Origin of the sequence: Methylomonas sp. TEB, from assembly GCF_047777895.1 — a bacterium.
Taxonomy (GTDB): Bacteria; Pseudomonadota; Gammaproteobacteria; order Methylococcales; family Methylomonadaceae; genus Methylomonas.
This window is the reverse complement of record NZ_CP180476.1, coordinates 3,481,318-3,503,789: the sequence shown is the minus strand read 5'-3', so window position 1 is coordinate 3,503,789 and position 22,472 is coordinate 3,481,318. Positions and strand designations below refer to the sequence as shown.

Sequence of the window (22,472 nt, the reverse complement as noted above, 5' to 3'; positions counted from 1 at the left end):
CGGCTAAACCCAGATTCCCCAAAAGTAACAGGCATTAAATTCTTAGTATCAGACTAATTCCAAAATAAGCTCTGAACAACTGAGCTATCTATCTCAATTGGCGCCAAGAAGTTCTTTTGCCGCCACCTCCGCCGCCGCCAGGGGTAGTTGGGCTTTCTTTAAATTTCATTTCGTCGATGCTCTCGCTACCTGATCCGATACCAATATTCCCAACAAGGCTAAGATTCTTATGTATACCAATGCCCATGTCAAAGCCAGTAGCAGCAACTAATTTGCCATCAATTAGCATAAGGTCATTTACGTCAGCTTTACCATCATTACCGAATAGATCGAAAGAGGCTGTAGAGGGGCGTTTACCTGTGATTGCCTCCACAGTCATGACGCGGCTCACACCGCCGCCCGAGCAAGGATCAGCACTCGGAATCATTGTCGAGAAAATCACTAAATCTAGATACATCACCGGTGGACTAACGACTCTTTCACCTTGAGAGATGCTCGTGGGTTTAAGGAGGTTCATAGCCCAGCCCTTTTTAAGATTGGCTGCATTGCAAGTGGTGGTGGGCGTATCATCGTCCGTTGATGGAATGGTTGCCACCGAGTAACACACAGTATTTCTAGAGCTTACCCGTACCACGCCTGTACCTTCTACGCCGGCAGAGTTTTTGGGTTTACCCTCATATGTGATAGTTTGTTCTTGTAGTTTTGCTCTGTCGGTGATTGCCCCAGAGTTGTCATCCCATAGGCCGTAAAAAGACTGAACCTGTGGACTCGTCGGTATGACGTTGTCAGTAGTCTCAAAATATTTGCCTGTACCAAAATACACCATAATGCCACCGGTTTGCTCTGAGCCAACTGCACCAACACTAGGTTTTCCGGTAATCGGTTGACGGTTTGCCGATGTGCATGACGTGCCTGTTGTGGTGCAGGCGACGAATAGTGGTGCGCCACTGTTAGCAATAGTCCAACTAGTTGCGGAGGTCGTGCCTACGTTGAATTTCCAAAGGTTTCCGTAGAGATCCCCGGCGTATATGGTGTCTACAATTGTGTCCCCGTCAGTATCAACCGCCTTTGGTGATGACAGACCATTTTTTTGTGCGGCGTCACCGACTCCGGTATCAAATTTTTTGATTAACGCGCCTGTCTTGGCATTCAATACAAACAACACTGCCTTACCCGCGTCGCTGTTATAGCCATTCGCAACGATAACTGCCCACGTGCCGTCTTTCATTCTAGCGATAGCGGGTTGACCTATTGTATAGCCTAGGTCATTGTCATCCGTGCTAGTGAACTCCCATAAAACGCTGCTGGCGCCAAACGTATCCGGATTAGTGATGTCGAGAGCGAATGCGGCTCTGCCTCCGGCTCCTGTGACACCTGCGAGAAGGGTATGCCAGCTCGAATCGTAATACACGTCGCCAAAGCTTGACATGCCGTCAATAAAATACTGATGGGCATAAGTGAGCGATGTCAACTTGCTTAATTCCGGAAATAACGCATTCGGAACATAAGCAAAAATCTCTGTGCCGCCAGTGGTGATCGAGCCGGAGTTCTTTTTAGCGTCGAACCCATGTAGCATGCCGTCATTGGCACCTACGTAAATCATGGGTCTGCGATTTTGGTAACTCGTACTGGCCCGAAATGAAGTGTAGTCGCTACCTTCTGCTCCGGGTAGTGAACTGTATCCGAAGTCATCGGTTCCAACATAGATGGGGTCGGAGTTTACAATGTCACCGAGCTTGTTGGTAGCAATTGTGGCATTCGCCAGATCCGTGTTGTTTTCTAAGAAAGTGCCGTCAAATTTCTTGATTCTGTTTCTAAAGTTTCCGGTACCCAAGCGCTGTTCGTTTGTGTTATCCCCGCGCAACCAATTGAGCCGTAACTCACCTTTGCCGTCAGCAGTACCCGATATTTGGTTTAAATAGTCCTGCTGCGAACTGCCTGTTGGCGCGGTGGTTAAGTTTGCCCATCGAAACTCTATACCCCGTGGAGCACTAGTTAACGTTGGGTTGAGCGTGTAAATTTTGCGGCTACTTGATGTCGGTAACTTTGTGGCAGCGTCCCAGTTGAGATTGTTTGTTTCCAATGCGCCAGTAGTGTCATTGACCGGGATTGCCAACAAATGTCCGCTCCAGTCTCTGGGATCGAATTTGGCTTGATAAACCAATGTCCCGGTATTTAATTTTGCGGTATTGGCTGCTACCGCAGAGGAAGAACTGACGTTGCTGAGTATTTTGGCGAAAGCTTTTCCCAATTGTTCGGAAAGTTTACCGGCATTGGTTACCAGAAAATAACCGTCAGGAGTACCATTTTTATCTTCGTCCCATTCATTTTGGTCAAGAATGTTGTCTTTGTTTTTGTCGTTTACACCCCATTTTGCCGCGTACCAAAGCGGGTCATGTTTAATAAAGCTGGCTGAGGTGGTGGTGCCCACGTTAAATGTTCTGGATGCCGTGAGCGGTAAAGAGACGCCATCGGCCCAAGTACCACCAGGAAACTGACCTGGAGGTGTATCAAGAAAATAATCTTTATCATTTTCTCCGGCATCGGGTTTGTCACGTACTTCCAGATAAACGCCGTCCTTGGTGGTACCGGAAATAACGTAACCCATGTGCTGGGTTATGCCGCCCGCGGCATAGGTTGAATTCAGATCGACCACTACTTGGTTTGATGCATTGACCGTAAACGTATATTCCACAATCGCATCCATATCGTGATCGGCAGCTTGCTCGACGTCCTCGTAATTTATACGGAATTTTCCGTACGGGCGTCCTCCGTTAATCGCGGCATCTTTATTGCCTGGAGTAACACCCGAGACTGGTTCTACCGTGTTGACAATCTTTTCTACGTAAAAGTCTACGATCTGATTGGTGGGCTGAAAGCTGGTTGAGGACTGGGAGATGCTGGAGCCCGCTACGGATTTTGCGAAGGGTACCAAGGTTACTATCTTGCCGTTGACCGGTATTTCGATTCTGGGGAGCGGCGAAGCTAATGCCACTGCCAACGTATCAGTTTTCTGATCGCCGGTAGCGGCGTTTAGATCGGTTTGTCTGCCGTACAAAGCAATGCTACCGGCATAAAAGCCACCTAATTTGGTGGGTTCTTCCGGAGCGAGGCCACGGATATTTTTAAAGCTGTTTGCCGATTTTGCCGTGGGGGCACCGTCGCTGAGAATCCCCGATTGACCGATAAAAATATTGCTCGATTCGGATTCGTTACCCCAAATTGTATCGGCTAGAGTCGATACATTCAGACCAGACAAATCACCTGAGAACGACGAGTCAAAATAGCTGCCGGGTAACTGATTGGTATCGTAGGATGCGTTTATATCGCTTATAACCAGTTGCATTGGTTTCGCACAGCTCAGATATTTACCGCCTGTATTTGAATATGGATCAAGCCAAGTCGGCAAAGGCAATCCTAGTGTTGCATCCGGGGTATCCGTGGCTGTTATGGAGTAGGCTGAGGTGGGGGCTGCTTTACCAGCAAAATAGCGTAAACCCTCGTACATCATTTCCGCTATAGGGTTACCCCATTCGGCTGCTTCACCTTCCGTTATTGCGCGCGTGGTAATCCACCCAGAAGCGTAAGCGTGATCCGAGTAGTTGAAGGTGTTGATACGTAGGTTGTTGATTGTCTTGACGATACCGTTGGTTGTCGTAAATATGCCTGTAGTAGGGTCTACTTCGTTGGTGAAAGATTCTATGTTTTTCCTGAGTACGCCGCCCGAGATGTTCTTTTTATAAGAACCGGTCAGCAAGCCAAATGCCATCGAGTCATTTTCGCCATAGGTGTGTAGCAACCCTGTGGGTTTATAGGTTGTGGTTGATCCACTTTTGTAGGCTTTGCAGTTGGCTTCCAATTTGCCGGTTTCGCAGACGTTAACATTGACACTGTAGTCGGTGATGCTAGAGGCGGTATTCGAGGTGTCCCAGCGCAATACGAAGCTGTCGTCGCCGTAAGCCTCCTCGTGGTGGTATTCAATATCGTAAGCGACACCAGCGGTGAGATGAATAGTGCCATTATTAGTATTGCAATTGCAGACGCCATGGCCTCCGTAATATCCTGCCACTACCGTACCGTTAATCAATACTTCTACTGCATCGTCGCCATCTACCGAAAACTTGTAATTGAGACTGGCAGGAACAGTGATTTTTCCTTTTACAACGGTTAAATAACGTTCGGTACGTTCAGGATTACCATTGGCTTCCAGTCTAGTCATATTGTCAGTGTGGCGTAAGTTACCGGTGGTGCCGTAATTAGTAACAAATGTTGCATACTCCGCAGCGCTCGATGGATGGGCGGGAGCAGTATCTCCGGTTCTATAAGTTTTTCTCACCAAATTGCTGAATACTATATCGGGAACTACCGACCAGTTAGAGCTACCCGTGGTTGCACAGGCTGTACGGCTGCCGTTATCGCAATCGCTACCGGCCACGGGCCGTTCGATGGAAAGCCATTCCCAAACGCGGTAGGAAGTATTATTTAAGACGCGCATCAATGGTTGGCCGGTGTAACTTAAGGACACATTGGCAAATAGGTGGCTTTTCCCCGTAGCGGGTTCGGCCAACGGTGTGTAGTCTGAGATAAGGTATCCCGGGTTATTGCTAGGATTGTATTCCTTACCCCATGAATGGGCATCTTGAGGGATAAATGAGCGTTTGAGTACGGTCTTCGAGGTGGTGTCGTCGCCTCGGTAACCGCCATATAGTACCTTGCGGAGAGCGTCAATACGCGCGGTTGTAATGTAGTTAAGAAAATCACCGCTCCAGTCGCCGTCCACCGATGAACAGGTTTTATCAGTAGCTGATGGTGTTTTTGCTTTCGGTGTAAAGTATCCTCCGTCGCTGTCCACGTAATCGTAACAACGATGCGAGTCGAAATACCCAAAGTAGTCGATGCTTGGTTTATAGCCAACGTCAATTAATCCATCGCCGTTGAGGTCAGAGGCATCGTTATAAGCTTCGTAATAAAGCTTGTGGTCGCGGCCCATGGTCAGCATGACGATAGGCGGAACGCTGGAGGTTAGAAATAAAGGTTGTTGAGAAATACCTGCAGAAGCGTTGAAGCTTGCTAGCAATGTCTGAGACAGAATCAGCAAAAAAAAGGCTTTTACTTGGCGTTGCTTAGTTTTCATGATTTTGCCCTCTGCGTGTTTCTGTCTGAAATCAACATAGTCAGTACGACTCACTAAATTTGGTAAATAGACTGGAGCATGACGATAGTGTCCGCTGTGCCGCCGGTTGCTCTGGCGGTAATTCGATAGTTGTGTTTTCCGGGACATGCCGCAGGTGCGGGCAAGCAGCCCAAGTCTTCGATTATGTAACGAGGATTAGCGCTGAGGTTTGACAAAACGCCCGTATAAAGCACCGAATCATTGTCGTCCCAACTTATGCTGTCCCAAACTTCCGACGTTTCCGCTGTTGCGCTATTGCAATCTTTATCGCGCGGCTTGAATCTGCCGGCAGCTTTACTGCAGGTGTAGGCATGGGTATTTAGCCAAGTTTCCCCCGCTTGCAAGGCGGACTCCGCCGCTTGAAAGGCAAGATTACGGTCACGCATATTGCCGGCCATTTTTTCTTCCAGACTGGTGACATTGGTGCCGGTCACGCCAATGATCGTCAGAAGCATCAGCATGATTAAGGCGACGACTAGCACTGCGCCAGTTTGATTTATTTTCGACTTATTCATGGTGCCACCTATTGCAGCCGATTACGTACTGCAAGCGTCGCGTTGAACACGCGGCGAATTCGCCGGTCACCTGGGTTAATGCCAGTACTGCCGTTGTAATCGTAAGTGAGGGTTTGCGAGGCCAGATTCTCGCTGGTGCGCGCCAGGATTGAGATACGCACGCTGGCGACATGGGTGATATCGGTGACGTTGGCGGCGGTTTTATATTGGTTGGCTACCCCGTCGGCATCAGTATCTTCTCCGTAGAGAATTTGCAGGTTTTCGATGCCATCGAGTATTTCAACTGGATTGCTGCTACTTGCAGCCTTGGTATTGTCGTATCGCCAAAGAGCTGGTTCCCCGCTTGCGCCTGGACGGATGAAATAGCTGTATGCGCGGTAAGCAAACACTTCCGAGCTGGTTTTGTAGCAGGGTGGGGAAGCGCAAGTTGCCGGCAAAGACACCGTATTGTGCTTTATCAGTGTCGAGGTAGTGCCCGTGGTGGCCCGGAAAAGGTCGGCGTTGCTACAGCTGGATATTAAAACCGGATCACCATCAACTATGCCGCAAGTATTGGAACTGGAAATTTGTATATCCGAGCTTGCGCTTGCCATATCTGCTGACAAATAACCGCCGCAACTTTCACCGAAAACTACTGTTATCACATCGGTGCCAGGGGTAATCGGCGTAGCTAAACCTGACAAGGCGCTTGGCAAGGCTGGGGACCAAGTGGTCGTTACCGGCGATGCCTCACTGCCGTTGTAGCCGACTATGATAGTGGCTGGTGTTGGCGACGATATAGCTGGCGCAACAACGGGCGAGGTAATTGCGGTTGTGGCAGTATTGGTGGGTGTTAAATCGGTTATGGATATACAGCCTTGAAAACCGCTTAAGCGTAAGTCTTTGCTGAGTATTTCCAACGCATAACGGCTGTTTTCTTGTAAACGGGATAAGCCTTCCTGCATCCCGTAAGTCTGCTTCGCGTTAACGAAAATCTTGATTACCCCACCTAATAGGAATGCGCCCAGAAGCAGCGCAATCATAATTTCTATGAGAGTCATGCCTGTTTGCAGGAAATAGGTCTGATTTTTTCTCATGGCTGGAAACTCATTACAAACCGTTGCGTCGCCGCCCCATCGTGGTCGTCATCCCACCAAATTTTTACCGCATACGCATCGCCGATCCCGTCGCAGTTGTGTGCGGATTTTGAATTTCCGTCCCCCGGGGTTTTGTCCTTACAAACAACACCTTCGCCGCTAGGTAATTGACTTCTTAGTTGGTCGTTCCATTGTTTTAAATCGTAACCAGCCATTTGTGCCGGTGTGCAAGTGTTTGCTAAGCAATCGTTATTCGTTTCTGCTTGGTTATCGTAGTTACCCACTGCGTTTTCTCGTACTCGGTCGGCTATATCGTAAGCAAGCAAAGTAGCCTGTGAGCGAAAATATGCACTTTGATTGTTCCGCAGGCTTGTGGATTGCAAGCCCGCCAAACCCAGCAAGCCCAGGGCAAGTATCACCACGGCGATCAAGACTTCTATTAATGTGAAACCGTTGGTTGTTTTCATCGGTAACTAAAATGGGGGTAAGCAGGAGGTGATATTCGAGGCGGTGCTTGCGACCGTGTCCTTGTTTGGTATGCCATCGTTGTTTGCATCGAGGCCCATGCGCAATCGACCGATAGGGCTAACGATTATCAGCCTAGAGGTGTTTGCTTCGGGGACGTTATTGCCGTCGCTGTTGTTGCAGATTACAAAGCTACCTCCACCATTACTTTGTCCAGAAGAACTAAAATTAATGAAGTCTGAAAAACTATTGCCTCGCAAGGTATAAGAGGCGCTTAGTGCTCCATAAGTTTTGAGAAGCACATCGTCGCCTGTGTCGAACTCGCCATTGTCATTTGCATCCGTGAAAACATCCCAGCCTTGCTCCCAATTCGCTGAAGCCCAGGCGGTCTTGTTCTTATTAGTCGATGATTTGTCGTCAACTTTGCGCACAGTCACCGATACGCCACGTTTTACCGCTTCGCTTCGCGCTAAATTCAATGCTGTGACTAATTCGTTGGCTGATGTGGTTAAGCGGTTGTTGCTGATAATCGAAGTGAAGCTTGGAATTGCAATACCCACCAGAACGCCGGCGATAGCGATGGTCACCATCAGCTCAACCAGTGTGAATCCTTTAGATGTTTCGGTGAATAATTTTTGCATGATTTATTGGATTGTGACTCAGGTAGTTGGGCGCAAATGAACTCGAACTCTGTTGCTGTTATTTGCCGCTCCGGCCTATGAAAAGTGCATTTCTACTCTGGGAATAGGGAAGCGTTGGCTCGTCAAAATCGAGTTTGAAGATAGCACAGGATTCAACAAAGTTATGCGAGTTAAACCACAATCGCAATGTGAGTGTTTACAGATTTTCGCCAAAATGGCGGTCCCTGCAACGAAGCGTCTTAGATTTTTAAAATGAGTGTTTTTCGGCAAGATCAGCTTTCTCTAACTACAATCTTAGCTGAGCTTAGCTACAATCTGAGCAATGTAAAATGCTAATCAGCTGAACTGGCAATCGCAGTTTGTGCTGATTTAACAGTTTTAAATTATGTTCGATAAATTTTGAGGAGAAAATTGTGGCAACAATTCTTGCTGTAGACGATTCCGCATCAATGAGGCAGATGGTGGCGTTTACCTTAAAAGGCGCTGGCTATAACGTGGTAGAAGCGGTTGATGGAGCGGATGCCTTGAATAAAGCGAAAGCGCAAGCTTTTGACTGCGTCGTTACCGATGTCAATATGCCAAACAAGGACGGAATTGAGTTGATTAGAGACTTACGCGCTTTACCAAACTACAAGTTTACGCCGATGTTGATGCTGACCACTGAAGCGGGAGCGGATAAAAAGCAGCAGGGCAAAGATGCCGGTGCAACGGGCTGGATAGTGAAGCCATTCAATCCCGACCAACTCTTGAAAACGATCAAAAAAGTGATGGGCTAAGTATCCGCCTCTTCAGAGACATCAGCACCGGGTAATTCTATGTCAATCGATATGGCGCAATTTCATCAGGTTTTTTTCGAAGAGAGTTTCGAAGGACTTGACGCGATGGAATCGGGATTGCTCAACCTTGATTTGGGGGATGTTAACGTCGAAGACATCAACACCATTTTCCGCGCCGCGCATTCGATCAAAGGCGGTAGCGGAACTTTCGGTTTTACCGCTGTTTCCGACTTCACCCATGTCATGGAGACCTTGCTTGATGAAATGCGCGACGGCCGCAGAAAGATCACGCAACCGGCGGTTGATGTGTTGTTGGGGTCAGTCGATTGTCTGAGAGATATGCTGCAATCGATACAAAACGGTAGTGAAGTGGATCAGTCTGATGTCGCTGAGCATAAATTAGCATTGGATAACGAGCTAAATAATACAGTGCCCAGTTCCCCTGCAGGGAGACACGCTCCAGACACTTCGGCTTCAAAAAGTGCTGCGGATTTGCCGGCTGAAGAAGCTGAACAAATCGCCGGCTGGGTGATAGCCTTCAGCCCGCATTTACATTTGTTGAAGACCGGTAACGAACCGGTACGGATGTTCAGGGAGTTGGCAGCCCTGGGCCAATTGACGACAAACGTTGATTTACAAGGTGTACCCGATCTTGACGATTTGGATCCGGAAGAGTGTCATTTGTCCTGGAAATTGCGTGTTTTGGGCGATATTCCGGAGGCGGAAATTGACGAGATTTTCGATTGGGTCGAGGACGATTGCGATTTGGCTAAACAACCGATCTACAAAACGTCCACAGGTTCTGCGCAAGCCCAGGTCTCAGTAGACATCGCTATAACGCCCGTTACAAACAGCGTTCATAGAGACATCAGCCCTGAGTTTGCAAGTACCGGAGAATCTGAGTCGAATACGCTGGAGCGTAAAAACGGCAAAAAAGAGGAAGCAAAAGCCGCACCGAAAGGTTCAAGTTCCATTCGCGTGGATACCAGCAAAATCGATACCTTGATTAACATGGTAGGGGAGTTGGTCATTACGCAATCCATGCTCAGCTTATTAGGCGAACATTTCGAACTGAATAAACTTGATCAATTGAAAAACGGACTTTCTCAGCTAGAGCGGCATACCCGCGAACTGCAGGAAAGCGTGATGAACATTCGCATGCTGCCTATCAGTTTCGTGTTTAGCCGTTTCCCACGGCTGGCGCATGATATCAGCAGCAAACTAGGTAAAAAAATCGAACTTAAATTGGTGGGTGAACACACCGAAGTGGATAAGACAGTCGTCGAACTGCTCAGTGATCCCTTGGTTCACTTAGTCAGAAACAGCTTGGATCATGGCATTGAAATGCCCGATGTCAGGCTCGCGGCCGGCAAACCCGAGACGGGTACGGTTACCCTGGAAGCTTATCATCGCGGCGGGAACATCGTGATTGAAGTGACTGACGATGGTAAAGGCCTCGACAAAGATAAATTAAGGGCCAAAGCCATTGAAAAAGGTTTGATCGATCCCGATGCGATCTTAAGCGATAAGCAAACATACGAGCTGATTTTTATGCCGGGGTTTTCTACGGCCGAAAAGCTTACCGATATTTCCGGTCGCGGCGTGGGGATGGATGTGGTGCGACGTAATATCCAGGCTTTGGGCGGCAACATAGAAATCCTTTCCGAGTTAGGCAAAGGGTCCACCATTTCCATTCATCTCCCGCTGACTCTGGCTATCCTGGATGGTCAGTCGATTGCGGTTGGCGACGAAACCTACATATTACCCTTGGGTTCTATTATCGAGTCACTCCACGTCAAGGAAGACAGGCTCAATCGAGTAGCGGGCAAAGGTGAAACTTTCCTGTTACGCGGCCAATATCTGCCGATTATCAGAATGCATCAAATTTTTAACGTACCCACCGCGAAAACCACCAAGCTAACCGAAGGTTTAATTGTGGTTGTCGAAGGGCAAGGGTTGCGTTGCGGATTGTTCGTGGATGATCTGCTTGGACAGCAGCAAGTGGTAATCAAGTCGCTCGAGGCGAATTATCGACGGATTGACGGGGTATCCGGCGCAACTATTCTGGGCGATGGTTCGGTGGCACTGATTCTTGATATCCCCGGTCTCGTGCGTTTAGCCAATCAATAAACCTAACCTAAAGCGTGTCATGTCGGAAATAATCGAACTCAGCAGCACTGACCAGCAAGATGCAAAGCGGTTGGATACTAGTTTGCAGTTTTTAAGCTTTACCTTGGGCCAGGAAGAATATGGGGTAGATATTCTGCGAGTTCAGGAGATTCGCAGTTGGGAGCCGGTATCGCGAATTCCCAATGTGCCGGCTTATGAAAAAGGTGTGGTCAATCTGCGCGGTGCGATAGTGCCTATCATAGATTTACGCGAGCGATTTCAACTGGGACACAGTGATTATTCGCCTTTGACGGTCGTTGTGGTCTTGCAAGCGCACATGGCCGATAAAACCAGGATCATCGGGGTCGTGGTGGATTCAGTTTCAGACGTTGTCGATGTCAATAAAAAAAGTATCCAAAGCGCGCCGAATTTTGGTGCAAAAGTCAGTACTGAATTTATCAACGGCCTGGTTTCAGTAAATGGCCGAATGGTGATGCTGTTGGATGTAGATAAATTATTAAAACTTGATGGCCTGGATGGTGAAGATGAAAGTTAAAAAAAGAGCTGTTTATGGCTGGCTTGTAATGGAGGATATGCAATGAAACTCAATCACCCTGTGACTGATCGCGAAGTCTTAATGAAGCCAGGCACCATTTTGGTCACGCGCACCAATTTAAAAGGCATTATTACCTATGCAAACGACGCTTTTATTGAGATTAGCGGCTTTAGCAAGGATGAACTTGTGGGGGCGAATCATAATATGGTTCGTCATCCTGACATGCCGCCGGCGGCATTTGAAGATTTATGGAATTGTTTGAAGGCTGGGCGCCCGTGGACCGCACCCGTCAAAAATAGGACCAAGACCGGAGATTATTATTGGGTAGAAGCAAACGTAACGCCGGTGTTCAAGAATGGCAAAGTACAGGAATACCTGTCGGTTCGTTACGCGCCATCCCGGGAACAAATCCAACAAGCCGAATCTTTGTATGAAAAACTAAATGCCAATAAAGCCACAATACGGCCGACGGGGATTAATGCGCTCATCAAGAAATTACTGGAACTGGGCTTGTGGAAAAAAGTGGGGATTATCTACCTGATCTTTTTGTTGCCGACGATCAATTCCATTTACGATCACTATATCGAACAAAAATACCCGGAGATGTTCCTGTTTTTGGGCTTGGCCGGATTTGCCTCAATATTGGGATATTCGGTGATTCGTAGTGTTGTAAAGGCTTTAGAGAATTCGATACGTATTTCTTATCGGATGGCGGATGAGCAATTCCGGAATACTATAGATTTGGACCGTGGTGATGAGATCGGCGATTTCTATCGAGCCTTATACGGCATGCAAGTTAAATTGAATTCCGATTTGGCTTATTCCAAACAGGTAGCGTCGGAAGCGATGCGCATCAAGCAGGCGCTCGACAACGTGCAGTCCTGTGTCATGGTGGCTAACAACGATTTAGACATCATCTACATGAATAAGACAGTAGCCGATATGTTTCAAAATGCGGAAGCGGACATTCGCAAGCAATTGCCTGACTTCAATGCCAGCAAACTGATGGGCGCCAACATCGATCAATTCCATAAAAAACCAGCTCACCAACGAGGCCTGTTGGCAAACCTATCCAGCACATTTAGTTCTGCGTTGGTGATTGGCGGCAGACACATGAATATCGTTGCCAACCCGGTTAAGAACGACGAAAACGAGCGTATCGGCATCGTGGTCGAGTGGTTGGATAGAACGCATGAAGTAAAAATCGAGCAGGAAATTGCCAGCATTGTGGAAGCTGTCAAAGTGGGTGAGTTGTCCAGCCGGATTGAGATGGCCGACAAACAAGGCTTTTTTGAAACGCTCAGCGAAGGCATCAACGAACTGACCGATGTGATCGAAAATGTATTCAGAGATGTTGGCAGTACCATGCAAAGTATGGCTTCTGGAGATTTGACCAATCGAATCACCAGTGATTACCAAGGGGTTTATTTAAACTGCAAGAACGATATTAATACCACCATCGATAAACTGAACGAAATTTTCGGTCAGGTTAGCGAGTCTGCTCATTTTATTAACAACTCGTCCCAAGAAATTGCCAGCGGTAATAACAATCTATCACAACGCGCCGAGCAACAGGCTGCGAATTTGCAGCAAACTGCCGCCAGCATGGAAGAGTTGACCAGTACTGTAAAAAATAACGCCGATAACGCTCAGCAAGCTAACGCAGTGGCCAATAACGCCAGAGAATTGGCTGAAAAAGGTGGGAATGTCGTCAAGGCGGCGGTTTCCGCCATGCAGGAAATCAATGAGAGCAGTAATAAAATCGCTGACATCATCAGCGTGATTGATGAAATTGCCTTCCAAACCAATTTGTTGGCTTTGAATGCCTCAGTGGAAGCAGCCAGAGCAGGCGAGCAAGGTAGAGGCTTTTCCGTTGTTGCCACAGAGGTGAGAAATCTGGCGCAACGCAGTGCCACGGCAGCCAGGGAGAGTAAAGAGCTGATTCAAACCAGTGTGCAAAAAGTCAGAGCAGGCACCGAGTTTGTGAACGAAACCGGTAAAGCGCTGAACGAAATTGTGGCAGGTGTGCAGAAGGTGGGAGATATCGTCGCCCAGATTGCCGATGCAAGTATTGAGCAGTCTGCGGGTATAGGGCAGGTGAATCAGGCTGTTGCGCAAATGGACGAAATCACCCAACAAAACGCGGCCTTAGCCGAAGAAGCATCTGCCGCCAGTGTTTCAATGAGCGACTTGTCGACGAATATGGTCGAGATGTTGGCGTTTTTCAAAACAGAAAAAAAATCCGGGCAGCAAAAAGTCGTTCATCAAGCCGATAGTGCCAGTGTTGTTCGTGCAGAGGCCAATAGAATGGCATCATCGCCAGCGGTTCGTCAGCCGAGTAGTTTTAAGCAAACCTCACAAGCCGACGACGAGTGGCAGGATTTTTAGCGGAGTTGCTTGATTGACCAAACCATTAGATAGGGAATAGCCGCCATGACAGCCGATTTAGAATCCAATCAGCACGTTGAGCAATTTCTGACTTTCGAGTTGGAAGGCGAGGCATATGGCATCGAAATTTTGAAAGTCCAAGAAATTAGAGGCTGGGAGCCCATTAGAAAAATTCCCAATACCCCTGATTTTGTAAAAGGTGCGTTAAATTTGCGCGGTTCCATAGTGCCGATTGTCGATCTGCGCGAACGTTTTCAGATGCAAAAAGTGGAATATACCCCGGTGACAGTCGTTATTGTGATGAGTGTCAATACTGCTTCCGGTACTTCGGTGATGGGCATCGTCGCTGATGCCGTATCCGACGTGTTGGATATTAAGCTGTCCGATATAAAAGAAGCGCCGAATTTGGGGTCGAAAATCAATACTCAATATATGCGCGGCATGTTCGTCGGCAAGAAAAATATGGTGATGTTATTGGATGTCGATAAGCTTTTAAATCCGGAAGAGTTTGTCGGTATTGCCGGGCTTGCTGCTATTGCCGAGGGTAAATGAGCGCGAGGATTGTAGCGGTCCTTAACCAGAAAGGCGGGGTAGGAAAAACCACCACTTCGGTCAATTTGACCCACGCTCTAGCTAAACTCGGTAAGAAAATTACAGTGATAGACTTTGATCCGCAGAGTCATTTGGCCGTTTCGCTAGGTTCCGTAGATACGCAAACAAGTGGGATTGATAAGGTTTTGTTGGAAGGGGCGAGTCTTGCGGAGCAATCAATTCCGGTTAGAAAGAATCTGAATTTGGTGGTTGCCGGTCCAAGATTGCAGGAAATTGAGCAATTGACGGATGGTGGAGCCAGACGTGGCGATCTGCTTCGCAGAGCTTTGCTTGACGGCAATCGCGATGAAGATTTTATCTTTATCGATTGTCCCCCTTCTTCCGGGGTATTAGTGGCCAATGCCTTGTTTGCCGCCGATGAAATATTGGTGCCGATGACCAGTGATTATTTGGCATTGCAAGGCTTGTCGCATTTGGTGGGAACCATCAGGAAATTTGAAAGTGCTTTGAAAAGGCCCTACAAATTTTCCCTGGTCATGTCCAGGTATATTCCGGCCAGACGAATGTCAAAGGAGGTATTGAGTGTCATACAAAAATACTTCCCTGGGCAAATTTTGGCGACCACCATTCGGGAAACGGCTTTACTCGCAGAGTGCCCTAGTTTTGGTAAAACCATTTTTGAATATCGCCCGGGCTGCCGTTCCGCACGAGATTTTATGGCACTTGCCGAAGACTTTTTAGAAGGGAGGATGATGTAATGGCGGAACAAAATGAAGATAGTTTGATCGGTTACGATCCTCTGGCCTGGATGCATCGATCAGATTTCAATCACGACTCACAAAAAGCCCAAGCTAGTGAAGCGGAAGCGGACAGTTCGACAGAACTTGCGAGCTCGACAGAAACAGCGTCAAACCTTGAGACAGACTTGGATCAAGCGCCGGCCGACGCCTCTGAGCCATACGTCTCTCAAAGTGAGCGAGCGGTTTTGGTATTGGATCCAGTACTGAATATTCAAAATGTCTCGGCTCTCCACCAGCGCTTAACGCAGATGCTCAGCAATTTTGAGGCTATCGATATCGACGCTTCCGGCGTGACGATGATAGATACCGCAACTCTGCAACTGTTATTGATTTTAAAGCAGACTGCAATTGGCTTGCAGAAATCCGTTTCTATCGATTTTCCTTCCGATAAGTTTATTGAAGCCTCGGAGTTGTTGGGGATTGCCGAAATGTTGGAAGTTGATCAGGCTGCATCCGGCTTCTTTTGATGGGGTACTACCCGAATATACAAAATGAAAGAAAAAGCGCGCGAGTTTGAATATACCCAAGCAGATTTTGACGTTCTAAGGAAAATATCCAACCAATATTCCGGAATCTTGGTGCCGGACGATAAATTCGATATGTTTTATTCGAGGTTGTCGAAACGGGTCCGCATGCTGGGCTTCACCAGCTTCAAACAGTATTGTCATTATTTGAAAAACAACCCGGATGCTGAGTTTACTGAATTTATTAATGCTGTCACCACTAACCTCACTTCTTTTTTTCGCGAAAATCACCACTTTGAATATTTAAGCAAGACGGTTGTACCGGGCTTGCTTAAAAAACATGCCGGGACTAAACAGATTAAAGTTTGGTCCGCAGGTTGCTCAACAGGTGAGGAGCCTTATTCTTTGGCGATGACCTTGAAGGAAAGCGTTCCGGCTGATTGGACTATAAATATTCTGGCTACCGATCTTGATACGAATGTTTTGGCCACCGCCGCAGCCGGTATTTACATGGCTGACCGCGTGACAGGAATAGCCGAGCAACGCCTTAAGCGCTGGTTTCAAAAAGGTGTGGGTGGACAAGCGAACAAGGTGCGAGTTAAACCGGAATTGAAAGAATTGATAGAGTTTAAACAATTGAATTTGATGCAGGAGTGGCCCTTGAAAGGGTATTTTGATTTTATTTTTTGCCGAAATGTTTTGATCTATTTTGATCGGGAAACCAAGGCGATGTTAGCGAATCGTTACTGCGGCTTATTGGAAGAGGGTTCATATTTATTCATTGGACATTCAGAATCCTTGCATCAGCTCGATACCGGATTCAGTTTGATAGGTAACACCATCTACAGGAAGTCGATTAAGTGAGTCATGTGCGACATGTGGATAGACCGCTTATCGCCGGCTTCGAAAACGTCAATCGATATTGGGATCAAGAAAATCAAATAGTGGCGGCAAAATTAATGCCCGGTGATTACTACGTCACCAAACAGGATGAAATGATTACGACTGTGCTGGGTTCTTGCGTGGCAGCCTGTATCAGGGATGTGGTGACCGGTGTGGGGGGTATGAATCATTTCATGTTGCCGGAGACCAGTAAAAGTCGCTTGAATGCCAGAGACGAAGCTGTCGTTGGCAATGCCTCTCGCTATGGCAATTACGCGATGGAACATTTGATCAACGCTATTTTGCAAAATGGCGGTAAGCGTAAAAACCTGGAAGTTAAGCTGTTCGGCGGCGGCAAAATCATCGCTACCCTGGGTGATGTGGGGGCCAGAAACATTCAATTCGTTTTGGACTATGTGGACACTGAAGCGTTGAATCTGGTTTCTCATGATTTGGGCGATATTTATCCGCGTAAGGTGAATTTCTTTCCGCATACCGGACGGGTCAGAATGAAAAAAATTAAAGATTTACACAACCAAACTATCTTCCTGCGCGAGAAGCAATATAGTTCCAGTATCAAGGACGCACCGGTTGAAGGTAGCGTAGAGCTATTTTAGGAAACCAGGATGACAAAAATTAAGCTATTGATTGTTGACGACTCGGCATTAATTCGCCAAATGTTGACGCAAATTTTTAATGAGGCAGGCGATATTGAAGTTGTCGGCACGGCCAGTGATCCGATTATTGCCCGGGAAAAAATAAAGGCCTTGAATCCCGACGTATTAACACTGGATGTAGAAATGCCGCGTATGGATGGTCTGACATTTTTACGTAATTTGATGCGTTTACGACCGATGCCGGTGGTCATGATTTCAACGTTGACCGAAAAAGGCGCCGAAGTGACCCTTGATGCGTTAGCGCTCGGTGCGGTTGATTTCGTGGCAAAACCAAAAATCGATGTCTCCCATGGCTTACGAGCCTATGCCGATGAGATTATCGGTAAAATCAGGATGGCCGCTCAAGCAAAAGTCAAAGCTTTGGAAACCAATCGGGTTAATGTCCCAGCTCTTAATTCAGTGAATGAGAATGCAGCCAGTACGATGAAAAAGCATTTCAAAACGACTCATAAAATTGTGGCGTTGGGTTCTTCAACGGGCGGCACCGAAGCGGTCAAGGAACTGGTAAAAAGCCTGCCTAGGACGGCGCCGGCGATTGTCATTACCCAACATTTGCCGCTCGCCTTCAGCGCTTCGTTTGCCAAACATGTTAACGAGGCCACTGAGATGACTGCTTGCGTGGCTAGCGATGGGCAACTGATATTGCCCGGAAATATTTATATAGCGCCAGGTGATCAGCATTTAATGGTTGTGAGAGATGGTGCTCGTTATGCGTGCCGCCTTGATGATGGTCCACCTGTCAACAGACATAAGCCTTCCGTGGATGTCCTGTTTCGATCAGTTGCCGAGAATGTGGGTAGTAATGCGGTTGGGGTTATGTTGACGGGCATGGGGGCGGATGGCGCCAGAGCCATGCTTGAGATGCGCGAGGCCGGGGCCGTCAACATAGTGCAGGATGAAGCATCCAGTATCGTTTGGGGCATGCCCGGCGAGGCCTACAAACTGGGAGCCGCGCATCATGTGTTATCCTTGGGGAAAATAGCGGAAAAAATCCTGGCCTTGGTGGATTGAAAATATGTTGCAGTTCCTAAAAGATAACGCGCTTCTGGTTTTATTCACGCTGGTAGTTTTGTTATTGCCGTTGCTTTCGTCCAACGCGCTGGTTTATTGGCTAGCCGCCCCCATCGCAACGATGTTGTGGATGGTCAAAGCATTTCGTGCGCAACGTGCGCAAGTGTCAGCCTCGACAAACAGCAAGGGTCTAAGCGAAGCCGAATTGGTGCGCGCGATTGATGACTATTTACTGCATTTGAAAGATTGTATCGACCAAGAAGCCTCCTATTTTCGCGCGGAATTGGAACAGCTCAAATCCATGCTTGCCGATGCGGTGACTACGATGTCCAACAGCTTCAATAGCTTGGCTAGTTTGACCTCCGGGCAGTCATCGATAGTATATTCGTTGGTAGCTGATCTGGAAGGAAGTACCGACAAAGGGCGTAGTAGTATCAATTTTACGAGTTTTGCTCAGGAAACCGATGATGTCCTGCAGTTTTTTATCGACCATATTCTGCAAATCAGTAAGCAGAGCATGGAAATGGTCGCGGTCATCAATGATGTTGGGGGCCATATGGCTCATGTCGAGAAACTATTGGGCGATGTGCAGAAGATTGCCGATCAAACCAATTTGTTGGCGCTGAATGCCGCCATAGAAGCAGCCAGGGCGGGAGAAGCCGGTCGAGGCTTTGCAGTGGTTGCGGGAGAAGTGCGGAACCTTTCAAAAAACTCCGATAAGTTCAGCGAGGAAATTAAGCGCGTGGTGAAGGCCTCCAAGGATAATATCCGCGAAGCGCAAACCATGATCGAAATAATGGCCTCCAAAGACATGAATGTGGCGATTAGTTCCAAAGCCAGCATCGACAAGATGATGGATGATATCGCCATCATTAATGCCAATATCTCCAACAACGTCGGCGAAATTTCCCAACTGACCAATCAAATCGAGTTCAATGTGGGTAATGCGGTGAGAGGTCTGCAATTTGAGGATATGGCCCGGCAATTGATTGAATACTTACAATTCAATTTACAACATTTCGGTTCGCTATCCGACGAGGTCAGTATAGGTTTGGGGGTATTTAAAACCGGCGGCGACACTGATTGGCGTGACCAATTACGGCAAGGCTCGGATCGCTTGAAAATTATGAAGCAACAGTGGCAAGTCAGAAAATCGCACATTGTGTCGCAATCTTCCATGGAGGAAGGCGATGTGGATCTGTTTTAGGCTAAAGGTAAGAGATGACATGAAAATTTGTGAGGTTAAAGAATATGGGTATTGATGCACGTGTTGATGCGGGAGTGCTGTCGATTAAAATAAGCGGCCGGTTCGATTTCGGCGTGCACAACGAGTTTCGCGAAGCCACCAAGCTGGTTGAAAGTGGCGTGAAGTTGATAGAAGTGGATTTGATCGGTACCGAATACTTAGATAGCTCCGCCCTTGGCATGCTGTTAGTTCTGCGAGATAAGATGGCGGGTGATAAGTCGGCAATACGGATTAAAAATTCGCGTACCGAAGTTAAAAAAATTTTGGAAATCGCTAATTTTGATAAATTATTTACACTGTCCTGAGCAATCCCGCTTTTTTATATAACCTAATGGCGCGATCAAACCGACAACGGTTTGCGTAGCCGCCAACACCTCATGAACCAGCAGACTGAATTTTCCAGTTCCGATTTCATTAGAAATTTTTTCCAGCGATTTCTACCCAATTCCCAAGTTGTTTCCCTAGCCATAGTTTTGCTGGGCGGCTTTTTATTGATATACGGCTTGCTGGATTTGCTGATGCCGGTCTTTGTGGCGATTGTGTTGGCGTATCTACTGGAAGGGCTGGTGGTTAAAGCCGAACAGCGCCAACTCGGTCGTTTGATTTCGGTGCATCTCGTATTCTTTGCGTTTATGGCTGTGCTGGGTTTTGTGTTGTTCGTGCTCGTGCCGATAGTGTCCGAGCAAACCGTGCAACTGGTGCAACACATACCGGAGATTGTTTCCAGTACCCAAGCCGAAATCATGCGCTTCCCTGAACGCCATCCGGAACTGATTTCGGAAGTCCGGATTCGCGAAATCATGTTCTCCATTCAGCAAGACTTGCTCAAGTATGGTCAGGATTTGATCTCCGGCTCCGCCCAATCGTTTGTCGGATTGGTGGCGGTGATCATTTACTTGTTTTTGGTGCCGTTGATGGTGTTTTTCTTTCTGAAAGATAAACAGGTTTTATTGGGCTGGTTTGTACAGTTTCTGCCAAGGGATACCAGTCTTAGCCTGCGAGTGTGGCATGAAGTCGATAGGCAAATAGCCAATTACGTTAGAGGCAAATTTCTCGAAGTGTTTATCCTGTGGGCGGTCAGTTACATAGTCTTCTGGTTGTTGGGTTTGAATTATGCGATGTTGCTTGCGGTACTGATGGGCTTGTCTGTGGTGATTCCTTATGTCGGCGCGACATTAGTCACTTTTCCGGTATTGGCGGTGGCTTATGTGCAGTGGGGCGTGGGCGGCAGTGATCATTTTATGTATGTGTTTATTGCCTATTCAGTGATTCAGGCGCTGGATGGTGTCATATTGGTGCCGCTGCTGTTTTCTGAAGCCGTGAATTTGCATCCTATTGCAATTATTGTTGCCATCCTGTTTTTTGGCGGCTTGTGGGGTTTTTGGGGGGTATTTTTTGCAATACCCTTGGCCACGCTGGTTAAAGCGGTATTAATGGCGTGGCCAAAGGCTGAGATCAGTCAATCATCGGCTTGATGGCTTTACAAATTATCGGATGCAAAATCCGCCAGGCGCGAACGCTCGCCACGCCGCAAAGTAATGTGGGCGCTATTCGGCCAAGATTTGAAACGGTCAACCACATAGGTCAAACCGGAGCTGGTTGCCGTTAGATACGGCGTATCGATTTGTGCCAGATTGCCGATACAGATGATCTTAGTGCCAGGCCCCGCTCGGGTAATCAAGGTTTTCATCTGTTTGGGCGTCAGGTTTTGTGCCTCGTCGATAATCAGGTAGCGGTTTAGAAAAGTCCGTCCGCGCATAAAGTTCAGCGAACGAATTTTTACCCGGTTCATCATGACGTTTTGCGACGCGCCTTGTTCCCATTCGGTCGTGCCCGAGCGGCTGCCCAGCAACTCCAGGTTGTCCATCAACGCCCCCATCCACGGCGCCATTTTTTCCTCTTCCGTACCCGGTAAAAAGCCAATGTCCTCGCCGACCGGCATGGTCTCCCGTGTCATGATAATTTCCAAATAGGCTTTGCTTTCCAGAGTCAAAGACAGGCCGGCTGCCAGTGCCAGCAAGGTTTTACCGGTGCCGGCAGAGCCTATTAACGTCACGAAGTCCACGTTTGGGTCGAGCAGGGCATTCAACGCAAAATTTTGCTCGCGGTTTTTGGCGGAAATCCCCCAGATGCTATTGTGTTTGGTCCGATAATCGCGGGCCAATTGCAACACCGCCGTGTCGCCTTCGCGGCTTTTCACGATGGCTTCGAAGTTATCTTCGCCTTCCATATACAGATATTGGTTGGGATACCATTCTGCCACCAGCGGACCATTCACGCGGTAGTATGTGTGGTCGTTTTCCTGCCACGATTCCATCTTGCCGCCGTGTTCCTCCCAGAAGTCGCTGTCCAGTGGCATCGTGCCGGTGTAGAGCAGGTCTATATCTTCGATGGTTTGATCGTTATGGTAATCCTCGGCAGTAATCTGTAGCGCGGCTGCTTTGATGCGCATATTGATGTCTTTGGAGACCAGGATTACATTCACATCCGGGTATTCCTTACCCAAGGCCAATACGATACTCAGTATGGAATTATCGGCAATCTGTCCAGGTAGGTCGGCAGGGAGTAGATGCGACAATTGCCGGGTTTGAAAATACAGACGGCCGTCGAATTCTCGCTCGCCGTTCCGAGCATAATCGATGCGCGACAGCGGTAGCCCGGCGTTGATGGTTTGTTGATCGGCATCGCGGATTAATTCGTCCAAAAACCGGCTAACTTGGCGGACGTTGCGCGATACGTCGGATAAGCCTTTTTTGGCGTGATCCAATTCCTCCAGCACCACCATCGGAATGAAAACATTATGTTCTTGAAAGCGAAAAATGGACGTTGGGTCGTGCATCAGTACGTTGGTGTCCAACACGAACAATTTTTTGCCGGCGGATTGAATATTCATATTATCCTTGTAAAAAGCGTGGAAAAGCGGTTTCAACGCAAACCCGGTGCTGCGCTAAAGGTATTTCTACTCCAAGTGTAGAGTTATCGTCAACCGAGCTATCGCTTGCCCTGTGCCCGATAAGCGTTGCTACCCTATGCAAAAGAGTAGTGCGATTTCACCGTCAATTCCGGGTTTTTTAAAAATACCGGCGCCAATAATCGACTAATCTCCAGTTTCTCTATACTTAAGCCGTCGTCATTGCTTTT

General features: G+C 47.8%; 19 protein-coding genes. 13 read left to right on the top strand and 6 right to left on the bottom strand.

The annotated features are described in order from the left end of the window. Positions 1-88 precede the first annotated feature (88 nt). From ACMXD4_RS15580 to ACMXD4_RS15560, 5 genes are read right to left on the bottom strand one after another with little or no spacing between them, the layout of a single operon-like run. Entirely contained in the window at positions 89-5,134 is a 5,046-nt protein-coding gene (locus ACMXD4_RS15580) for a PilC/PilY family type IV pilus protein (protein WP_415878685.1), read from the bottom strand. A 53-nt stretch (positions 5,135-5,187) separates the two neighbouring features. Further along, entirely contained in the window at positions 5,188-5,688 is a 501-nt protein-coding gene (locus ACMXD4_RS15575; protein ID WP_171694759.1) for a PilX N-terminal domain-containing pilus assembly protein, read from the bottom strand. An 8-nt stretch (positions 5,689-5,696) separates the two neighbouring features. Next, complete coding sequence (locus tag ACMXD4_RS15570) at positions 5,697-6,764, bottom strand: PilW family protein (protein ID WP_415878684.1); 1,068 nt, start codon at positions 6,762-6,764, stop codon at positions 5,697-5,699. Continuing rightward, positions 6,761-7,231, bottom strand: a complete 471-nt coding sequence (pilV, locus tag ACMXD4_RS15565) for a type IV pilus modification protein PilV (RefSeq protein WP_415878683.1) — start codon at positions 7,229-7,231, stop codon at positions 6,761-6,763. Before pilV ends, ACMXD4_RS15570 begins: the two co-directional genes overlap by 4 nt. Positions 7,232-7,237: 6 nt before the next feature. After that, positions 7,238-7,870 carry a GspH/FimT family pseudopilin gene (locus ACMXD4_RS15560; protein WP_171694761.1) on the bottom strand — a complete coding sequence of 211 codons (633 nt, stop codon included), beginning with the start codon at positions 7,868-7,870 and terminating at the stop codon, positions 7,238-7,240. Positions 7,871-8,280: 410 nt separating this feature from the next. Here ACMXD4_RS15560 and ACMXD4_RS15555 point away from each other — a divergent pair, with 410 nt between their 5' ends. The 13 genes from ACMXD4_RS15555 (at position 8,281) to ACMXD4_RS15495 (ending at position 20,806) form a co-directional block, all read left to right on the top strand. Beyond that, complete coding sequence (locus ACMXD4_RS15555; protein WP_201799043.1) at positions 8,281-8,646, top strand: response regulator; 366 nt, start codon at positions 8,281-8,283, stop codon at positions 8,644-8,646. Between the two features lie 39 nt (positions 8,647-8,685). Continuing rightward, positions 8,686-10,776 carry a chemotaxis protein CheA gene (locus ACMXD4_RS15550; RefSeq protein WP_171694762.1) on the top strand — a complete coding sequence of 697 codons (2,091 nt, stop codon included), beginning with the start codon at positions 8,686-8,688 and terminating at the stop codon, positions 10,774-10,776. 19 nt (positions 10,777-10,795) lie between these two features. Beyond that, positions 10,796-11,311, top strand: a complete 516-nt coding sequence (locus tag ACMXD4_RS15545; protein WP_101051607.1) for a chemotaxis protein CheW — start codon at positions 10,796-10,798, stop codon at positions 11,309-11,311. A gap of 42 nt (positions 11,312-11,353) precedes the next feature. Then, positions 11,354-13,699 carry a methyl-accepting chemotaxis protein gene (locus tag ACMXD4_RS15540; RefSeq protein WP_033157427.1) on the top strand — a complete coding sequence of 782 codons (2,346 nt, stop codon included), beginning with the start codon at positions 11,354-11,356 and terminating at the stop codon, positions 13,697-13,699. A gap of 45 nt (positions 13,700-13,744) precedes the next feature. Next, positions 13,745-14,251, top strand: coding sequence for a chemotaxis protein CheW (locus ACMXD4_RS15535; RefSeq protein ID WP_033157428.1), 507 nt, complete (start codon positions 13,745-13,747; stop codon positions 14,249-14,251). After that, complete coding sequence (locus tag ACMXD4_RS15530; RefSeq protein WP_033157429.1) at positions 14,248-15,009, top strand: ParA family protein; 762 nt, start codon at positions 14,248-14,250, stop codon at positions 15,007-15,009. The genes ACMXD4_RS15535 and ACMXD4_RS15530 overlap by 4 nt, the downstream gene beginning before the upstream one ends. After that, complete coding sequence (locus ACMXD4_RS15525) at positions 15,009-15,518, top strand: STAS domain-containing protein (RefSeq protein WP_319960525.1); 510 nt, start codon at positions 15,009-15,011, stop codon at positions 15,516-15,518. The genes ACMXD4_RS15530 and ACMXD4_RS15525 overlap by 1 nt, the downstream gene beginning before the upstream one ends. 24 nt (positions 15,519-15,542) lie before the next feature. Beyond that, on the top strand, positions 15,543-16,379 hold the full coding sequence (locus ACMXD4_RS15520) for a CheR family methyltransferase (protein ID WP_101051611.1): 837 nt from the start codon (positions 15,543-15,545) through the stop codon (positions 16,377-16,379). Next, positions 16,376-17,014, top strand: coding sequence for a chemoreceptor glutamine deamidase CheD (gene cheD, locus ACMXD4_RS15515; protein WP_033157431.1), 639 nt, complete (start codon positions 16,376-16,378; stop codon positions 17,012-17,014). The genes ACMXD4_RS15520 and cheD overlap by 4 nt, the downstream gene beginning before the upstream one ends. Positions 17,015-17,023: 9 nt before the next feature. Next, the gene (locus ACMXD4_RS15510; protein ID WP_033157432.1) at positions 17,024-18,085 is read left to right on the top strand and encodes a protein-glutamate methylesterase/protein-glutamine glutaminase; all 1,062 of its coding nucleotides are present in this window, start codon (positions 17,024-17,026) and stop codon (positions 18,083-18,085) included. A 4-nt stretch (positions 18,086-18,089) separates the two neighbouring features. After that, complete coding sequence (locus ACMXD4_RS15505) at positions 18,090-19,292, top strand: methyl-accepting chemotaxis protein (protein WP_415878682.1); 1,203 nt, start codon at positions 18,090-18,092, stop codon at positions 19,290-19,292. Positions 19,293-19,336: 44 nt separating this feature from the next. Then, positions 19,337-19,636 (top strand): STAS domain-containing protein, encoded by a 300-nt coding sequence (locus ACMXD4_RS15500; RefSeq protein ID WP_033157434.1) that lies wholly within the window; start codon positions 19,337-19,339, stop codon positions 19,634-19,636. Between the two features lie 72 nt (positions 19,637-19,708). Next, positions 19,709-20,806: an AI-2E family transporter gene (locus ACMXD4_RS15495; protein ID WP_415878681.1), complete on the top strand. Its 1,098-nt coding sequence runs from the start codon at positions 19,709-19,711 to the stop codon at positions 20,804-20,806. A 5-nt stretch (positions 20,807-20,811) separates the two neighbouring features. Here ACMXD4_RS15495 and ACMXD4_RS15490 read toward each other — a convergent pair whose 3' ends face one another. Further along, positions 20,812-22,224 carry a PhoH family protein gene (locus ACMXD4_RS15490; protein ID WP_033157479.1) on the bottom strand — a complete coding sequence of 471 codons (1,413 nt, stop codon included), beginning with the start codon at positions 22,222-22,224 and terminating at the stop codon, positions 20,812-20,814. Between the last annotated feature and the right edge of the window lie 248 nt (positions 22,225-22,472).